At 52.5% G+C, this 18311-nt stretch carries 17 protein-coding genes; 13 read left to right on the top strand and 4 right to left on the bottom strand.

What is annotated here, in order from left to right:
* Positions 1-160: 160 nt before the first annotated feature.
* The 5 genes from BM025_RS06045 (at position 161) to BM025_RS06025 (ending at position 4266) form a co-directional block, all read left to right on the top strand.
* Positions 161-997, top strand: coding sequence for an alpha/beta fold hydrolase (locus tag BM025_RS06045; RefSeq protein ID WP_085848852.1), 837 nt, complete (start codon positions 161-163; stop codon positions 995-997).
* Positions 998-1085: 88 nt separating this feature from the next.
* Positions 1086-1412: a hypothetical protein gene (locus tag BM025_RS06040; RefSeq protein WP_085848851.1), complete on the top strand. Its 327-nt coding sequence runs from the start codon at positions 1086-1088 to the stop codon at positions 1410-1412.
* Between the two features lie 59 nt (positions 1413-1471).
* The gene (locus BM025_RS06035) at positions 1472-2257 is read left to right on the top strand and encodes an alpha/beta fold hydrolase (RefSeq protein ID WP_085848849.1); all 786 of its coding nucleotides are present in this window, start codon (positions 1472-1474) and stop codon (positions 2255-2257) included.
* Complete coding sequence (locus BM025_RS06030; RefSeq protein WP_085848847.1) at positions 2250-2972, top strand: alpha/beta fold hydrolase; 723 nt, start codon at positions 2250-2252, stop codon at positions 2970-2972. Before BM025_RS06035 ends, BM025_RS06030 begins: the two co-directional genes overlap by 8 nt.
* 88 nt (positions 2973-3060) lie before the next feature.
* Positions 3061-4266 carry a TCR/Tet family MFS transporter gene (locus BM025_RS06025; RefSeq protein ID WP_085848845.1) on the top strand — a complete coding sequence of 402 codons (1206 nt, stop codon included), beginning with the start codon at positions 3061-3063 and terminating at the stop codon, positions 4264-4266.
* Between the two features lie 72 nt (positions 4267-4338).
* Here BM025_RS06025 and rhaI read toward each other — a convergent pair whose 3' ends face one another.
* Complete coding sequence (gene rhaI / locus BM025_RS06020; RefSeq protein WP_085848843.1) at positions 4339-5613, bottom strand: L-rhamnose catabolism isomerase; 1275 nt, start codon at positions 5611-5613, stop codon at positions 4339-4341.
* Between the two features lie 12 nt (positions 5614-5625).
* A complete protein-coding gene (locus BM025_RS06015) occupies positions 5626-7728 on the bottom strand; it encodes a bifunctional rhamnulose-1-phosphate aldolase/short-chain dehydrogenase (protein WP_085848841.1) in 2103 nt (700 codons plus the stop codon).
* A 186-nt stretch (positions 7729-7914) separates the two neighbouring features.
* Here BM025_RS06015 and BM025_RS06010 point away from each other — a divergent pair, with 186 nt between their 5' ends.
* The 8 genes from BM025_RS06010 (at position 7915) to BM025_RS19125 (ending at position 15522) form a co-directional block, all read left to right on the top strand.
* Entirely contained in the window at positions 7915-8718 is an 804-nt protein-coding gene (locus tag BM025_RS06010; RefSeq protein ID WP_085848839.1) for a DeoR/GlpR family DNA-binding transcription regulator, read from the top strand.
* A gap of 36 nt (positions 8719-8754) precedes the next feature.
* The gene (rhaS, locus tag BM025_RS06005) at positions 8755-9750 is read left to right on the top strand and encodes a rhamnose ABC transporter substrate-binding protein (protein WP_085848837.1); all 996 of its coding nucleotides are present in this window, start codon (positions 8755-8757) and stop codon (positions 9748-9750) included.
* Between the two features lie 80 nt (positions 9751-9830).
* The gene (locus tag BM025_RS06000) at positions 9831-11366 is read left to right on the top strand and encodes a sugar ABC transporter ATP-binding protein (protein ID WP_085848836.1); all 1536 of its coding nucleotides are present in this window, start codon (positions 9831-9833) and stop codon (positions 11364-11366) included.
* Between the two features lie 3 nt (positions 11367-11369).
* Positions 11370-12353, top strand: a complete 984-nt coding sequence (locus BM025_RS05995; RefSeq protein ID WP_085848834.1) for an ABC transporter permease — start codon at positions 11370-11372, stop codon at positions 12351-12353.
* Positions 12350-13354: an ABC transporter permease gene (locus BM025_RS05990; RefSeq protein ID WP_085848832.1), complete on the top strand. Its 1005-nt coding sequence runs from the start codon at positions 12350-12352 to the stop codon at positions 13352-13354. The genes BM025_RS05995 and BM025_RS05990 overlap by 4 nt, the downstream gene beginning before the upstream one ends.
* Positions 13351-13668: an L-rhamnose mutarotase gene (locus BM025_RS05985; protein WP_085848831.1), complete on the top strand. Its 318-nt coding sequence runs from the start codon at positions 13351-13353 to the stop codon at positions 13666-13668. The genes BM025_RS05990 and BM025_RS05985 overlap by 4 nt, the downstream gene beginning before the upstream one ends.
* The gene (locus tag BM025_RS05980; RefSeq protein ID WP_085848829.1) at positions 13665-15041 is read left to right on the top strand and encodes an FGGY-family carbohydrate kinase; all 1377 of its coding nucleotides are present in this window, start codon (positions 13665-13667) and stop codon (positions 15039-15041) included. The genes BM025_RS05985 and BM025_RS05980 overlap by 4 nt, the downstream gene beginning before the upstream one ends.
* Positions 15042-15366: 325 nt before the next feature.
* A complete protein-coding gene (locus tag BM025_RS19125; protein WP_170842129.1) occupies positions 15367-15522 on the top strand; it encodes a hypothetical protein in 156 nt (51 codons plus the stop codon).
* A 386-nt stretch (positions 15523-15908) separates the two neighbouring features.
* Here the strand turns inward: BM025_RS19125 and BM025_RS05970 are convergent, their stop codons facing one another.
* Positions 15909-16607, bottom strand: a complete 699-nt coding sequence (locus BM025_RS05970; protein WP_085848825.1) for a FadR/GntR family transcriptional regulator — start codon at positions 16605-16607, stop codon at positions 15909-15911.
* A 171-nt stretch (positions 16608-16778) separates the two neighbouring features.
* Positions 16779-18308, bottom strand: coding sequence for a tripartite tricarboxylate transporter permease (locus tag BM025_RS05965; RefSeq protein ID WP_085848823.1), 1530 nt, complete (start codon positions 18306-18308; stop codon positions 16779-16781).
* Positions 18309-18311: the final 3 nt, after the last annotated feature.

The raw sequence follows: 18311 nt of genomic DNA, 5'->3' as shown, positions 1-18311 counted from the left end.
TCTGCGCGATATCTATCAAACCCGTTTGGCCAAACGGGCAGTATTTCCGACGTACAAGGCAAGCCTTGAGACTAGGCTTTCCTTACGCATCGCAGCGTGCAAAGCTGATGCATTCACGTCGTTTTAATCCCTTTAGCAACCCCTATTTCATGGTCCCGAAATGCACAGTACCTTTACCACTCCTGATGGACTAAAGCTGGCCTATGACATCCACGGGACAGGCAAACCTGTGCTGTGTTTGGCAGGGCTCACACGTAACATGGATGACTTTGATCCCATCGTCGCCGGTTTTTCAGATCGTGCGATGATCATTCGGCTTGATAGTCGCGGGCGCGGTGCCTCTGATTATGATCCGAGCCCGCAAAACTATACGATCCCACAAGAAGCGGCTGATGCAATCGCACTGCTCGATCACCTTGGCATCGACCGCACAGCCATCATCGGCACCTCGCGTGGTGGGTTGATTGCGATGGTACTGGCAGCCACGGCCAAACATCGCCTGTCTGGCGTGTTGCTCAATGATATTGGACCGGAATTGGACCCTGCAGGACTTGGCCATATCATGGAGTATCTAGGGCGGCCTTGCGCCTATAAATCGTATCAAGATGCCGCTGATAAATTACCCAAAGCCATGGGCGCACAGTTTCAAAATGTGTCGCGCGCTCAGTGGATGACCTACGCCCAGCGCCTTTGGCATGAAGGCCCAGACGGATTGCAACTGCGCTATGACCCAAAGCTGCGTGACGCTGTACAGGCCCAAAGCGCATTGGCAGAATCGCCAGACCTATGGCCGCTATTTCATGCGTTGAACGACCTGCCTTTAGCGGCATTGCGTGGCGCCAATTCAAATCTTTTGACACCCGAATGCTGGCGCAAAATGCGAAACCTACGCCCAGATATGATTTCAGCCGAGGTCCCAGACCGCGGTCATGTGCCGTTTTTGGATGAACCAGAAAGCCAAAATGTCATTAAGCGCTTTATGGCGTACATCACATAACACATCTCAAAGCTGCATCATATTTATGTTGGCAATGTCTCTGCGCAGGTTTATTATTCAGCCATCGTCAACAACAATAAGGGGCTTTATGTTAGCCTATGCAGTACCGCAATCCGTATTATTAATCCTTGTCGGTTCAAGCTATGCGCTTGCCACTATGGGGATGAAGCTCGTCTCAGGTATTCAATTTGCTTGGGGAGGAGCCGCTCTCATCCTCGCGGGGTTAGCTCTCGCCGCGACCGGCGAAATAGCACTGCTAAAAAACAACTCGATGAGTCAATTATATCTCATCTTGGTGGGTGTCGAGACCGCGCTCGTGCTGGTCTGTGCACTTTTCATGGGCGAAAAATTTACCCCCAGAATGATACTCGGCGGAGGCCTTATCATTTCCGGCATGATTGCCGTAGCTCACTGAATGCGTCGACGCGCGTTACTCCCAAATCGGGCCCAATAGGTCACCTAGGTAGGATAGAAATGCGCGTCGAAGTCAGTGACATAACTTTCAACATTTTAGATGACGGTCCCAAAGATGCCCCAGCGGTGGTCTTTATCCATCCGCTTGGAACAAGCTTGCGTATTTGGGATGATGTCTGCGCGCAGATGCCCAAAACACTGCGCCTGATCCGATATGACACGCGCGGTCATGGCGCCTCTGACGTGCCCCCAGCGCCCTATAGCATGGGGCAATTGATCCGCGATGCGGAACAGATTTTGGATCACCTAAACATCAAAGATTGCGTTTGTGTTGGCGCAGGGCTTGGCGGATTAATTGCACAAGGGCTTGCGGTCAAACGGCTAGACCAAATACGCGCCATGGTATTGTGCGGCACGGCTGCGAAAATCGGCATTCCTGCACAATGGGCCAAGCGCATTCAGCAGATCGAAACCAAGGGCCTGCCCAGCATGGCCCCAACGTTAAGCGCACTCAATTTCGGACGTGCCACACAAAATACACCACTGGCACAATTTTGGGCCAATGCTTTGGCCTACAGTGACCCCATAGGCTACAACGCAACATGCACAGCCATTTCTGGTACAGATTTCTACACCCCCACGTCAGGATTGCGCCTGCCTACTTTGGGGCTTTGCGGCATTGATGACCGAGTGACCCCACCAGATTTGATGCGTGAAACCATCGACCTGATTCCGGGTGCCCGGTTTGAATTGCTACGCCGTTCAGGGCATTTCCCTATGATCGAGACACCAGATGCTTTTGCCGCGCACCTCAACACTTTTCTAAGGGAGATAAGCCATGCATGACGCCAGTCCCGCATATGTGTTCATCCACGGATCGTGCCACGGCGCATGGTGTTGGCGCGACGTCATCGCGCAGATGCAAGCCAAAGGTCACACCGCTCGCGCGCTGGACCTGCCACCCTATCGCCCTGCCCCGCATGCACAAGTAACGTTACAAGACTATCGCCAAACCATTTTGGATGACATCGATGCTCATGGCGGCGCACCTGTAATTTTAGTGGGGCATTCGGCGGGCGGATATGCAATCACCGCAGCAGCGGCCTATGCCTCCGAAAAAGTCGCAGAGCTTGTGTATGTTTGCGCCTATGTGCCTCAAGCGGGGCAAAGCCTTGCGGATATGCGCAAAACTGCAGACCATCAGCCGATCTTGGATTTGATACGGAAAACACCAGACGGCGAAGCCTTTGAATTTCGCACTGACACAGGGCGTGATGCCCTCTACCACGATTGCGCAGATGCGCTTGCGCAAAAAGCTATGGCACAACTCAGACCACAACCTATCGCGCCTCAAAGCACACCCGTACCTGATTTAGCCCCGGCCCAAAACATCACGCGCCGTTATATAATTTGCACACAAGACCGCGTGATCCCACCGGTAGAGCAAGAAAAAATGACCGCAGACTGGCCCCAAGGCTCAATTGAGCGCATGAACTGCGGTCATTCGCCGTTTTTGGCAGATCCCACAGGCTTGGTCAGCCTTTTGATATCCAGCCCGTAAACACACTCTAAAAACACCACGGGTTTGCAAAAGGAACGCGGCAATCTACAAAGGCAAACGCTTTGTAGTTTTAAAACCGGACACCATTATGCGGTCTCGCTTGCCAATCATTTTTATTGTCGCAACCATTTTGCTGGATGGTATTGGCGCGGGCTTGATCTTTCCCGTGCTGCCCGATTTGATTTTGGACGTCACGGGCAAAACCTTGGCCGAGGCCGCTATCTGGGGTGGTGTTTTGGCGACTGGCTATGCCGTCATGCAATTTCTATTTGGTCCGATTGTAGGCAACCTTTCTGATCGCTACGGGCGCAAGCCCATCTTGATCTCTGCGCTGTTTGTGCTGGCCATCGATTACATGATTATGGCCATTGCAGGATCAATTTGGCTGTTACTACTAGGCCGTGTCATTGCGGGGCTGATGGCCGCGACCTATTCTACAGCATCCGCATTTATGGCTGATATTTCTGCCCCTGAAGATCGCGAACGCAACTTTGGCATTGTTGGTGCAGCCATGGGCGTAGGCTTTGCACTGGGGCCTGTGATTGGCGGACTTTTGGCAGGCATCGACACCCGTGCGCCATTTTGGGCTGCAGGGGCAATGGCGCTGCTCAACGGGATCTTTGGATTGTTGGTTATGCCTGAATCCCTACCCCAAGAACGGCGCAGACCTTTTTCGATAAAACGCGCCAATCCCTTATCCTCATTTCAATCCATCAGCGCTTTGAATGGTGTGCGCCCTTTGCTAATTTTATTTTTCCTCTACCAGATCGCCCATTTCGTCTACCCCGCAGTTTGGGCCTTTTTCGGGCGTGAACAATTTGGGTTTTCGGCCCGCGACATTGGCCTGACGCTGTTCACCTTTGGCATCTCTATGGCGCTGTCGCAGGCCGTCTTGGTCGGGCCCTGCGTCAAACGCTTTGGCGCCTATAAAACGGCGATCTACGGCATGGGCCTGGAAATGGTGATTTTCGCTACATTTGCAGTGATCACCCAGTCGTGGATTGTGTGGATTTTCTGTGCATTATCAGGGCTTGGGTCCATCGTCATGCCCGCCCTGCAAGGCATCATGAGCCGCGCCGCCAGCGACGATCAACAAGGCGAATTGCAAGGGGTTCTCGGATCAATCGCAGCACTCGCCACCATCATCAGCCCGCTGGTGATGACACAGACTTTTGCCTATTTCACCCATGTCGGAACGCTCTTTTACCTTCCGGGCGCGCCTTTTGTACTGTCTGCCATATTGCTGCTTGGCTGCATTGTGATGCTGCGAAACTGGCGACGCGCCGCGACCTAAATCTCACATAAAAGCCGCTGCAAATCCAATGTCTGCAGCGGCTTTATTGTGTCTTAGTCAGGCTAGATCGACTTAAACAATGCCGCCGCCAACGCCGCTCACCGCAGGGCGTTCAGACGCCACTTTGGCACGATAACCTGAGGCGCGGTAAGCTGCGACAGGATCAATCGCACCGCCAGATTCAAACCGTGCCATGGCCAAAATGGGCTCCACATCTGTGCGAAATCCATGCTTTAGCGTTGTTGTCGCCATCAATGCATCATTGGTGTCTTGAAACCCTTCAAGCGCAGTACGGTCGACCAAAAGCGCTTGTGCATAAGCCCGTTGGACTTCGGTCGCGGACACCATCAAGCTTTCAATCGGGTCCGTCACATTATGACTTTGGTCCAACATATGCATTGGATTGAAATCAGGGTTGCTTTCCGCCTCTACCAATTCGTTGAACACCAAGAACAAGCGGTATGGATCAATGCTGCCGGTATCGAGATCATCATCGCCATACTTGCTGTCATTGAAATGAAAGCCGCCAAGTTTGCCGAACTGGGTCAAGCGTGCCACGATCATTTCGATGTTTACATTTGGCGCATGGTGACCCAAATCCACAAGGCATTTCGCCTTGTCGCCCATTTGCTGCGCAATCAACAGGTTTGTGCCCCAGTCTTGGACAACTGTAGAATAAAACGCGGGTTCGTACATCTTATGTTCAGTAAGCAACGTCCAATCGTCAGGCAGAGCAGTGTAGACCTGTTTGGCCGCATCCAAATAGCGTTCAAATTGGCGAGTAAAATTGGTTTGACCCGGAAAATTAGACCCATCGCCCACCCAAATTGTAAGCGCTTTTGATCCAATCGCTTGTCCAAGTTCAATACACGCGATGTTGTGATCCACGGCTTGTTGACGCGTCGCGGCATCGGTGTGTGACAGCGATCCGAATTTGTAGCTATGTTCCTGATCTAACTGATCTTGAAACGTGTTCGAATTCATCGTGTCAAAAACCAATCCGACCTCTTCAGCTTTACTGTTTAGATCGGCTGCGGGCTGCGTGTCCCACGGGATATGCAGCGATACAGACGGCGTGGCACGGGTCAATTGTTGGATCACACCACAGTCGTCAAGCTTGTCGAAAACATGACGCGGTTCGCCCGCACCTGGGAAGCGCGCAAAGCGTGTGCCCCCCGTGCCAACGCCCCAACTGGGCACCGCAACGCCGTATTTGGCAACCTTTGTCTTGATCGCGGCAATGTCGATACCGCGCCGATCCAAATGCGCCCCCAGTTGATCGTAGTCCGCGTTGAGCTTGGCGGATGCGGCATCGTTGGCCTGCGCAATGATGTCAGATTTGATCATGAAACAGATCCTTTAGCGGGTGAACGCTTGGACATTGCCAGCGTCTACGTTGATGATATTGCCTGTCGATTTCGCTGACAGATCAGAGGCCAAGAAATACGCCGCTTCTGCGATGTCTTCGGGCAACACAGAGCGTTTAAGCAAGGAGCGTTCGCGATACATTTCCTCAAGCCCCTCTTTATCGGTGCCATAGGTGCCAGCGCGTTGATCCAACCATTCGCCCTGCCAAATTTTCGACCCCTTGAGCACGGCGTCAGGATTGACCACATTGACCCGCACGCCCATGGGCGCGCCTTCCAAGGCCAAACACCGCGCAAGATGAATTTCAGAAGCCTTTGCTGTGCAATATGCCGATGCATTTGGCGAGGCAGCAAGACCATTTTTAGAGGCAACAAACACAACGGCGCCCCCCATGTCTTGGGTTTTGAACAGCTTGAACGCCTCACGGCTAACCAAGAAATACCCCGTCGACAAAATCGCCATATTTTTGTTCCACAGATCAAGGCTTGTGTCCTCAATCGGGGCCGAACTGGCGATGCCCGCGTTGGACACCAAAATATCCACGCCGCCAAATTCGGCTGCGATGTTGGCGTAAGAAGCGATAACAGCATCTTCATCGGTGACATTCATGTTCACCGTGCGCACCATGTCGGATGAATAGCGCGCGGCAAGGTTTTTGGCAGTCTCAGCCAAAGCCGCATCATCGATATCGGCCAGCATCACACAGGCCCCTTCGCGCAAGTACCGCTCGGCTGTCGCTGACCCAATTCCACCAGCGCCACCTGTGACAAGCGCCACACGACCGGCCATGGATTTAGGTGCAGGCATGCGTTGCAATTTGGCTTCTTCAAGCAACCAGTATTCAATATCGAATGCTTCTTGCTCTGGCAGACCTTGGTACTCAGACACTGCATCCGCACCGCGCATCACGTTGATCGCGTTGACGTAAAATTCGCCAGAAATCCGCGCTGTCGCTTTATCTTTGGCAAAGGTGATCATCCCAACGCCGGGCACCAAATACACCACTGCGTTCGGATCGCGAATGGCGGGACTGTCATCACGTTTGCAACGATCATAGTAAGCTTGGTATCCGGTGCGGTAGGTCGCCACGGCATCGGCCAGTCCCGCCAATGTTGCGTCAACATCAGGGTTTTCAGGATCAAAATCGACCACCAAAGGGCAAATTTTCGTGCGCAAGAAATGGTCTGGACAGGATGTGCCGAGCGCTGCGAGACGCTCCATATCTTTTGCGTTTACAAATTCTAATACCGCGTCGCTGTCGTCAAAATGGCCAACCATATGTTGCTGGCCAGACACCATGCCGCGAATGGCAGGCATCAAACGCGCTGCGGCTGCGCGGCGCGCATCAGCAGGTAAACTGTCATGAACCGCGCCCCCAAATGCAGTTTTACCCGCCGTTTCAGTTGCAAACCAATCCATTGCAGTTTGAATGATCTCAAGTGTCAAAGCATAGCAATCTTCGGCATCGTCGGCCCATGTAAACAAGCCATGACTTTCCAAAACCACACCTTTGGCATCCGGATTTTTGGCACAAAAATCAGACAACCACAGTCCCAGTTCGTACCCCGGTTTTTTCCAAGGCAGCCACCCAATGGTGTCGCCAAAGATTTTCTGCGTCAGCGCTTTGCTGTCTTTAGCGGCTGCGATCGCTATGATTGCATCTGGGTGCATGTGGTCCACATGTTTGGCTGGCACATAGGCGTGCAGCGGCGTGTCGATGCTGGCCGCGCGCGGATTGAGATTAAAGGTGCAATGGGGCAAATAGCCAACCATTTCATCCTCGAATTCTACCCCGCGATAAATCCCGCGCAATGCGTTCAACTTGTCCATATACAGCGTAGAAAAGCCATCCATCTTGATTGAGCCAACGTCCCCGCCAGACCCTTTGACCCAGAGAACGTCGACCATGTTTCCTGTCAGCGGATCTTTTTGCGTCACTTTTGCAGAGGTATTGCCGCCGCCATAATTCGTGATTCTTTTGTCGGACCCCAAAAGATTAGAGCGGTAGAGCAGTTTTTCAGGCTCGTCCATGTCCTGCGCCAAGGCAGAATTCCATTTATTTTCAAGGCGCGCTGCGGCGTTTGCTGTGGTCATTGTGGTCTCCATGGACGACGGATAGATTTAAATTACTCATGCCTAAGCTGCCGTTCTGCATCGCTCAAGTCAATCACTTTCAATCACGTTCAATCATACTGCACTGCAGCATGATTGTTTATGACAATTTATGATTGACAAGAATCAGCAACTTGCGTCATCGTTGGCCAATCAAAAGGGAAAACCATGCACGAGAAAGACCGCCATCGCGTTATTTTGTCAGCCGTTCAGGACCGCTCTGTGGTCACGGTCATCGATCTGTGCGCTCTCACTGGCGCATCAGAGGCGACCGTTCGCCGTGACATCAATACGCTTGACGAACAAAAACGCCTGCGCCGAGTGCGCGGCGGGGCAGAAGCCCTGACCACCGCCCCGTTTGTTGGGTTGTCTGGACGCCCTTTTTCTGTGAATGAAACACTGCACATCGCTGAAAAACAGGCCATTGCCGCCGCAGCCGTGGCCATGTGCCAAGACGGCGAACCGATTATTATCAATGGCGGCACCACGACCTTTCAAATGGTGCACCTTTTGGCCTCGCGCCAATTGCAGGTTTTTACCAACTCGTTTCCCATCGCAGAGCATTTGTTGAAAAACTCCAGCAACACAGTCTTGCTGTCTGGTGGCATCATTTACCGCGAGCAAAACATCGTTTTGTCCCCGTTTGAAAATGATGTAACCCGCAATTTCTATGCAAAACGCGTGTTTATGGGCGCGCAAGGCATCGGTCCGCTGGGTTTGATGGAACAAGACCCGCTGCTGATCCAAGCCGAACAAAAATTGATTGGACAGGCCGAAGAACTCATCGTTCTGGTCGACAGTTCAAAATTTGCAAATCGCTCAAGCTTGATCCTGTGCGCCTTGGACCGGATCGACACAATTATCACCGACGAAGGCATCGATGACCGCACTGCGGCGATGCTTGAGGCGGCCGATATTACGCTGACCGTGGTGCCATCCAGCGCTGCGCCGAAATCAGAGGTGGCATCATAAGCCAGTCAATTCGAAATGCTCGTTAGGGAGGAAACCATGAGTGTATTTACGAAACTACTAGCCACAGCAGCCGTCGCGGGTGCTATGTTTGCAAGCCCCGCGCTTGCCCAAGACAATGTCCGCGTGGCATTGGTCGTCAAGGCGCTGGGGATCGGTTTTTTTGAAGCCGCAGCAAAAGGCGCAGAAGAAGCCGCCGCAGAACTTGGCAACGTCGAAGTGATCTACACAGGTCCGACAGACACCACAGCCGAAGGTCAGATCGAAGTGATCAACGCTTTGATCGCGCAAAAAGTCGACGCAATTGCGATCTCTGCGAATGACACAGACGCCTTGGTGCCAGCGCTAAAACGCGCTATGCAGCGCGGCATTACAGTGATCAGCTGGGATTCCGGCGTGGCCCCCGAAGGGCGTCAATTGCACCTGAACCCATCCTCCAACCCATTGATCGGTAATATGATCATCAAATTGGCGGCAGACCATTTGCCAGATGGCGGTCAGGTGGCTTTGCTGTCCGCGACCACCACATCCACCAACCAGAACATCTGGATGGAAGAGATGAACAAAGTGATGGGCAACTACCCCGGCGTCGAAGTTGTAGCGACTGTTTACGGTGATGATTTGGCAGACAAATCTTACCGCGAAGCCACTGGCTTGATGCAATCATACCCTGATCTTGACGCTATTATTGCCCCAACATCTGTTGGCATCGTGGCAGCGGCACAAGCTGTTGTTGATGCTGGAAAAGTGGGTCAAGTGAATGTCACAGGTCTTGGTTTGCCATCTGAAATGGCAGGCGCGATTGAAAGCGGTGCATCGCAATCCTTTGCGATTTGGAACCCGATTGATCTTGGGTATTCCGCGACAATGCTGGCCTATGAGTTAAGCCAAAATGGAATTGAGGCTGCCCCTGGCGCTGAGATTCCAATGGGTCGCATGGGGACACTGACGCTTGATGAGAAAAACGAGGGCGCGATGGCTGATCCATTCGTCTACGACTCAAGCAACATCGACGCTTTCAAGTCGATTTTCTAAACCTCTCACGCTTGGTCCGGTGCTGCAACGCATCGGGCCAAACGCATGCTTCAATCCCCCCTCATTAAAAGAGCCTTGCGATGCCTCAGTCAGCCACGCCAGTACAAACGCCTGTCGTTTCCATGGATGCCATCACCAAGACCTTTCCTGGGGTGACAGCGCTAGACCAAGTCAAACTTGATCTTTATCCAGGTCAAGTCACTGCTTTGGTTGGGGAAAATGGTGCAGGAAAATCGACCACAGTCAAGGTTTTGACAGGCATTTATCAACCCAACGGCGGCACCATTCGTATCGACGGCACGCCTATTGCCTTTGGCAATCCAAATGCTGCGTCTGACGCGGGCATCACCGCCATTCATCAAGAAACCGTATTATTTGATGAGTTGTGCGTCGCAGAAAACATCTTTATCGGCCACGCCCCACGCAACAAACTGGGACTGATTGACACCCGCGAAATGCACCGCGCCGCACAGGTTTTGCTCGATGAAATCGGCGCGCCCTTTAGCACACACGCCCAACTGCGCGACCTTGGTATTGCCAACAAGCACCTTGTCGCCATCGCCCGCGCTTTGTCTGTTGATGCCCGTGTTGTGATCATGGATGAACCCACTGCAGCGCTGTCTCATAAAGAGATCGAAGAACTTTACACACTGGTCGAAACGCTCAAAGCGCAGGGCAAAGCGATCTTGTTCATCAGCCACAAGTTCGACGAAATCTTTCGGATCGCTGACCGCTATACCGTCTTTCGCGATGGGGCCTTTGTCGGTGATGGTTTGATTGCTGATATAGACGAAAATGCACTGGTGAAAATGATGGTGGGCCGCGCGGTCGATCAAATATTTCCAACACGCACGCCAAACTTGGGCGAAGATGTGTTGCAAGTCGTCGGCTATGATCACCCCACTGAATTCGCCGATATCAACTTTACCTTAAAGCGCGGCGAAATTCTTGGATTTTACGGCCTTGTCGGCGCAGGCAGATCCGAATTTATGCAATCCTTGTTTGGGATAACGAGACCTTCCAAAGGTGCGTGTAAAATCAACGGAAAGATCCGCATCATCCGCTCGCCCGCTGACGCTGTGGCCAATGGTATCGTCTACGTGCCCGAAGACAGAGGCAAACAAGGCGCGGTGATCGGGCTGCCGATTTTCCAAAATATCACCCTGCCCTCGCTCAAACGCACATCGCGCTCTGGCTTTTTACAGTTGGCCGAAGAATTCAAACTGGCGCGTGAATATGCACAGCGCCTTGATTTACGCGCCGCATCGCTGGACCAAGATGTCGGCAACCTGTCTGGCGGCAATCAACAAAAAGTTGTCATCGCCAAATGGTTGGCCACCCAACCGCAAGTGATCATTCTGGACGAACCAACCAAAGGCATCGACATCGGGTCCAAAGCTGCCGTGCATGAATTTATGACCGAACTGGCCAGCCAAGGTCTGTCCGTGATCATGGTCAGTTCAGAAATTCCCGAAGTCATCGGCATGTCCGATCGTGTTATCGTGATGCGCGACGGACGTATCGCAGCCGAATTGTCAGGTGATGACCTGCGCCCAGAAACGCTGGTGCGCCATGCAGCAGATATCACAACCGCCCCCAAACGACAGGAGGCATAAGATATGCTATCCCGATTATTCCCCGCCCGTGAAACCATTTTGGCCAGTGCGATTATGCTGTTGCTTGTGATTGTTGCATCGCGATTTCATGGATTTGTAGCCCCGTCAAACCTTGCAAATGTGTTCAATGACACGGCCCCTTTGATCATCTTGGCCCTTGGCCAAACCGTGGTGATTTTGACGCGTTGTATTGATCTCTCTGTTGCTGCCAATCTGGCGTTGACGGGCATGGCCACCGCCATGATCAATGTCGCACTGCCCGGCTTGCCCATCCCTGTGATCATCGCGATTGCTGTGATGCTTGGGGCGATTATGGGCGCGATCAATGGTGTTTTGGTTTGGAAACTCGCGATCCCGCCTATCGTCGTGACCTTGGGTACAATGACAATTTTTCGCGGCATCATCTTTTTGATTTCCGACGGTAAATGGGTCAACTCACACGAAATGAGTGCGGCCTTTACCGGCTTTCCTCGCGCCGCATTTCTAGGGTTACCAGTGCTGTCATGGACAGCCATCGCTACGGTGATTATTTTCGCAATCATGATGGCCCGCACCCCACTGGGTCGCTCCATTTTCGCAGTGGGCGGCAATCCCCATGCTGCGGTCTACACGGGCATCAATGTCGGCAAAACACAGTTTTTCGCTTTCGTGATTTCCGGCGCATTGGCGGGGTTAACTGGCTATCTTTGGGTGGCACGCTACGCCGTGGCCTATGTTGATATTGCTGGAGGATTTGAGTTGGAAGTCGTAGCGGCATGCGTCATTGGCGGTATTTCTATTGCAGGGGGTGCAGGCTCGGTCGGGGGCGCAGTTTTGGGCGCAATCTTTTTAGGTGTCGTGAAAAATGCTTTGCCCGTCGTCAATATTTCTCCCTTTTGGCAACTTGCGATTTCTGGCAGCGCGATCTTGATCGCTGTCGCCTTTAACGCCCGCGCAGGGCGCGCCAAAGGGCGGATTATTTTGAAAACGACAGAGGCAAACTCATGAGCGATACAGCCGCACAGACCCGCCATATCCCAGATCGGTTGAACAGCCGCGCCTTTCGCATTCTGCGCAGTTGGGAAACGCTTTTGCTTGGGGTCGCCATCGCCATATTCGTCATCAACACGTTCACCTCGCCCTATTTTTTAAACGCGTGGAATCTTAGCGATGCGACGTTTAATTTTACCGAAAAAGCGATGATCGCCTTTGCCATGGCATTGCTGATCATCTCTGGTGAAATCGATTTGTCAGTCGCTTCAATCATCGCGCTGGCCAGCACCGCGATGGGTTTAGCTGTGCAATACGGCGCGGGCACGCCAGAATTGGTTTTGATTGGCCTTGGTGTCGGATTATTGTGCGGGGCATTTAATGCGGTCTTTGTCACCATCTTGGGCCTACCGTCAATCGTGGTGACCATCGGCACCATGAGCCTGTTTCGTGGGATCAGTTACATCATTTTAGGCGACAACGCCTTTCGCGGATACCCCGACAGCTTTGCGTGGTTTGGCCAGGGCTATCTTTACTGGGTGTTCACCGTTGAGATGCTATTTTTCGTTGTGATTGCAATTTTTTATGGTGTTTTACTGCACAAAACCAACTTTGGTCGCGCGGTTTACGCCATCGGCAACAACCCAACGGCAGCGCTGTTCAGCGGCATTCGCGTGCAACGAGTCAAATTCATTTTGTTCTTACTCACAGGCTTGATGTCAGGCGTCGCAGCGATCTGTTTGACCTCACGGTTGGGATCAACACGCCCCAGCATTGCCACAGGGATGGAACTAGAAGTCGTCACGATGGTGGTGCTCGGCGGCATCAACATCTTGGGTGGATCAGGGTCAATTCCTGGCGTGGTTATCGCAGCTTTTGTCATGGGGCTAGTAACATTTGGCTTGGGGCTGTTGAATGTACCGGGGATCGTTATGTCCATTTTCATCGGCTTGCTTTTGATCGGCGTCATCGCACTGCCACGGCTTTGGTCGATGTTTACAGCACGGAGAGCCTCATGACCGAACGCTACGTGTTTCGCATGCAGTTAAACGATGGGATGGCAGAGGAATACCAGCGCCGTCACGATGCGATCTGGCCTGAACTGGCGGCGTTGATCAAAGATGCTGGGGTCAGCGACTATTCAATTCATTTAGACCAAGACACAGGTCTATTGATTGGTATTTTAACCCGCACAAATGATCACGGTATGGATGATCTGCCCGATCATCCCGTGATGCAACGATGGTGGGCGCATATGGCAGATATCATGCAAACCACAGGCGACAACGCACCAGTTGCAGTGCCTTTGCCACGTGTTTTTCATCTGCTATGACACGGACTGTGCCACACCATATTGCCGTCATAGACATCGGTAAAACCAACGCCAAATTGGCATTGGTAGACCGTTCCACATTGACAGAAATTGCAGTTGTGACGCGCCCGAATACAGTCTTACAAGGGCCGCCATGGCCGCATTTTGATCTTGAAGGGCATTGGGCATTTTTGCTGGATGCGTTGGGAAAATTTCACCGCGCGCACCGTGTGGATGCCATTTCAGTGACAACGCATGGGGCCTGCGCGGTTTTGCTAGATGCAAATGAAAAACTGGCAGCGCCGTGTCTTGATTATGAACATATCGGGCCAAATGAAGTCGCCGATCTTTACGATACAATCAGGCCACCTTTTGCCCAAACAGGATCGCCTAGATTGTCGGGTGGTTTGAACCTTGGGGCGCAATTGCACTGGCAGTTTCACCAAGACCCCAGCCTGCGAAAGCGCACTGCACATATCGTCACCTATCCGCAATACTGGGGACACAGATTGACAGGTGCGCTTGCTTGCGACGTAACTTCAATCGGCTGCCACACAGATTTGTGGTGCCCCAACACTGGTACGTTTTCGGACCTCGCTAAGACATTGGGCATCGCAGACAAGCTTGCTCCAGTGCGTAAATCGAATGATATCCTTGGGGTCATTTTACCCGAGATAGCCCAAAGCACAGGCTTGCCCAAAGACACACCTGTGGCGGTCGGAATCCACGATTCCAACGCATCCCTTTACCCGCACATCCTGTCGCAAAAAGGCCCGTTTTCGGTTGTTTCATCAGGCACTTGGGTCATCGTCATGACTGTAGACGGACAAGCCCAAGTATTAGACCCTGCACGCGATACGGTGATGAATGTGAATGCTTTGGGCCACCCTGTGCCATCCGCGCGGTTTATGGGCGGGCGTGAATATGAGATCATCCAAGCGGGACAAGGCATAGACCCCGCGCCCGAAGATGTCGCACATGTTCTTGCAAACTCTTTGATGATTTTGCCCGCCATTGAGCCGCTCACAGGGCCGTTTCAAAACCACACAATGCGCTGGACAGGACAAAAGCCAGCCAAAGGCACAGGTATACGGTCCGCCGCATTGTCATTTTATCTCGCCATGATGACCAGCACCTGCCTAGAGCTTACAGCTGCGGATGGCCCCACAATTGTAGAAGGGCCATTTGCCCGCAATATGCAGTTCATGACGATGCTTTCGGCTGCCACTCAACGCCCAGTGCTGCAAAGCCAAGGGGCCACGGGCACCAGCATTGGCGCGGCTCTTTTGTTTGGCAATGAAAGCTCACTACCAGCGCCCAAAGCAGTTGGTTTTGATGCAAAGGCACATGCGAAAGCCAATTATGCAGCACAGTGGCGGCGCAAGTGTATATAAACAACGATCGATTAAGACTTCGCGCAACCAACAACAAGGCCACAAACCCATTGAAACGGTCAAACACGCGCGAACTTTGATCGTCCTTTACAAGATGTCACGATGTCGTTGTTGCGGCTATGATCGCGCAAATGTGTGTGGCGGCCCAAGAAACCCTTGCCGCAGCTTTGAAATCTGAACGGGCTCCAAAAAACGCCAAAGTGGTGATCAAAACGGGTCCGATCATGGACACTATTGTCGCCTTTGCAAAAAGCATGGGCCCTGATCTTGTCGTGTTAGGCACCCTTAAACCCCGTATTTTTTTGATATGTACACGGGGACAACCGTGGAACGTATCGTGCGCATCTTGGAATATCCCGTGCTTTTGGTTAGTCATCCCGTCACGGGTCCGTATCAATCAATTTTGTGCGGCCTTGATTTATCGCCATCTTGTCTTGCTGCAGGGCGCACTGCGATGAGCCTGAGCCAGATGCACCAGTGACCACATTTCACGCGGTTCACGTCCCTTATCGCGGGATGATCGCGCCTCGCGCATCGACAAAACAGACGCCCCCTTTCCTCAACGCGGCAAACAATCGATTGACGCAGTGGTGGGATAAAAATGACATCCCCAAGGGCATGTCAAAACCTGAGGTAAGCTAACAGTGTGAGTCTGGCATTTGAACACGCGCGCACACCTGTCACAGATGTGTTGATTGTGCGCGACTAATGAACGGCGAAGCACCGAACACACGCGGGTAAAAATATGCTGACAACAGCACTTTTTATATCGTGCACTTGGTCGGTGTCACCCGCTCTTGCCAAGTCTATTTTATCGACAGGATCTGCCGCCTTACGACAGTTCCTGTCCGATAACTGGGGCGAAACTCATTCCTGAGTGCCAACAAACATTCGGTCTTTTGCGGCCGTGATGTGATACCGCATGGTGGCCGCTGCGACCTCGGGTTGCCTCAAACGGATGGCTTCTAACACAGCACGGTGTTCGGCCAACACAAGCTCTTGGCGCGCAGGCGTATCCAATAATGTCAAAGACCGCGACAGCTTGACCCCAAAAGCGATCTGTTCGCCCAGAGATTCAAGCACGGACGCGAAGAATGGATTTTTTGACGCCCGCGCCACAGCGAGATGAAGCATCTGATCCGCTTCGACAGCAAGTTCGTTTTCTTGGTAGCCCTGTTCCATGACCTGATAGGCATGTTCCATTGCAGAGAGATCTTCGTCGTCTCTGCGTTTCGCTGCCCATGCCGCTGCAGAACCTTCCACGTCGATGCGAAATTCGTAACACCGCTGGACGTCAGAGATCGATTCAAGGGGGACAAAACTGATCAATTGGCGGTCGGGGCGTCGCAGAACATAACTGCCAGAACCGCGGCGAGATTGAACGATCCCATCATCGCGCAAACGCGAAAGAGCCGCCCGCACGATCGGACGGGACACACCGAAATTTTGCGCAAGAACATCTTCAGCCGGAAGCCGACTATTCACCGGATATCCCTCTTCGAGAATTTCCACCATCAGTTGGTCGTAAACTTGGTCGGCCAATGAGGGACGTCGTGCCTCTGACATCTGGATCTCCTTTGCTTCAAATTCCGCCTGATCTATTCTTTTGATCAATCACGTTTTACTTTTCAGTCGCCTTGCGCCAGCAGCCCCCAAAGGCGGGGGTACCTACGAAAAGACCGCCCTTATGACACCTGATAGGTAGCCATAGGGGCGGTTCCATTTCTCAATCACAGCTCAGGATTTGCTGCGACTTGCCGCCGTTTTTTGCACTGGCTTTCTAATGACTAGAAAGTAGATAAAGACAAAAGTCAGCAGAACAAAGAACAAGCTGTCCATATTTGTCACAAAGGTTGTCGGATTGCCATTAGATAAAGCCAGAGACCTCCGCAGGAATTCCTCAAGGTTCGGGCCTAAAATATATCCGAGCAACATGGTGATCACAGGAAAACCATTGCGCCGCAAATAAAAGGCAAGAACCCCCATCGCCAGCGCCATGAACATCTGGAACGTCGAATAGGTTGCAACAAAACTGCCGACAATCGCCAAGAGTGCAATCACCGCGTAGAGCACATCCTTGCGAATGGTCACCATCTTGATGAAATAAGGCCCAAGCAAATAGAGCGTCAAAGGGATGAGAACGACCGCACTGAACAGCAAAGCTGCCAGCATCGGCGCAATCAAACCGGCTTGATCCGTCATCAACTGCGGCCCAGGTTGGACACCGTTGATCACCAGAACCCCAAGCATAATCGCAGTGATCGGATCGCCTGGAATGCCAAAGGTCAACATTGGCACCATAGCCCCGCCACAGACGGCATTGTTGGCGCTTTCAGAGGCGACAATGCCTTTCGGATTGCCTTTACCAAAGGTTTCTGGCTCATCAGATGTTCGCACGGCCTCTGTATAGGCCAAAAATGACCCCATCGACCCGCCTGCCCCTGGCAATGTTCCGACAAAATAACCAATCAGGCAGGATTTGAAATAGCATTTAAAACCGATTTTACGGATATCAGACCACGGCGGAATAAAATCCCGACGTCGGATTTTAACTTGTTCGGCAGCCGCTTTCACAGCCAGATCATCCGATGGTGAGCACGCTTGCATTAGAACTTCGGCGATGGCGAATGTCCCGATAATAACGGGCATAAGCGCAATCCCTGCCGTCAGATTGCTATCGCCATAGGTAAAGCGTGTGATCGGCTCCATTGCATCCAGACCGACAGTCGCCAACATCAACCCAATACAAGCAGCCAAGCCAGCTTGGGGAATACGCCCGCGCTGTGCAATCACCACAACAATGATCGCGAATGCCAGCAAAGAAAACTTGCCCGTCGTTTTGACGAGCAACGAAAGCTCGGCCACAAAAGGAGCGACGGCAATCAAAAGCAACGCCCCAACAGCACCGCCAAACATGGACCCCAAAGCCGCATGGCCAAGCGCCAGTGCGCCTTTGCCCTGCTGCTGCATGGGGTATCCGTCCAAAGCGGTCATCATTGACGACGGCGCACCGGGGATATTGATTGTGGTCGCTGTGATGCTGCCCCCACACATGCCAGCCATGTAGATACTAGCACAGGCCATAAGCGCGGTTTCAACGCTCAACGTGTAAGTCAGCGGCAACAACAAGGCCATCGCCAAGGTCGCCGTCAGGCCAGGAATGGCCGCAAAGATGGTACCGACAAGAAACCCAAGCACGACATAGGTCAGGTTGAACGGGTCCATCAGCAAAGAAAAACTATTAATGACGAGAAGTATAAAATCCATGGT

The organism is Pacificibacter marinus (assembly GCF_900109555.1).
Lineage (GTDB): Bacteria > Pseudomonadota > Alphaproteobacteria > Rhodobacterales > Rhodobacteraceae > Celeribacter > Celeribacter marinus_C.
The sequence above is the reverse complement of the archived record's forward strand: the minus strand, read 5'-3'. Positions and strand labels throughout refer to the sequence as shown.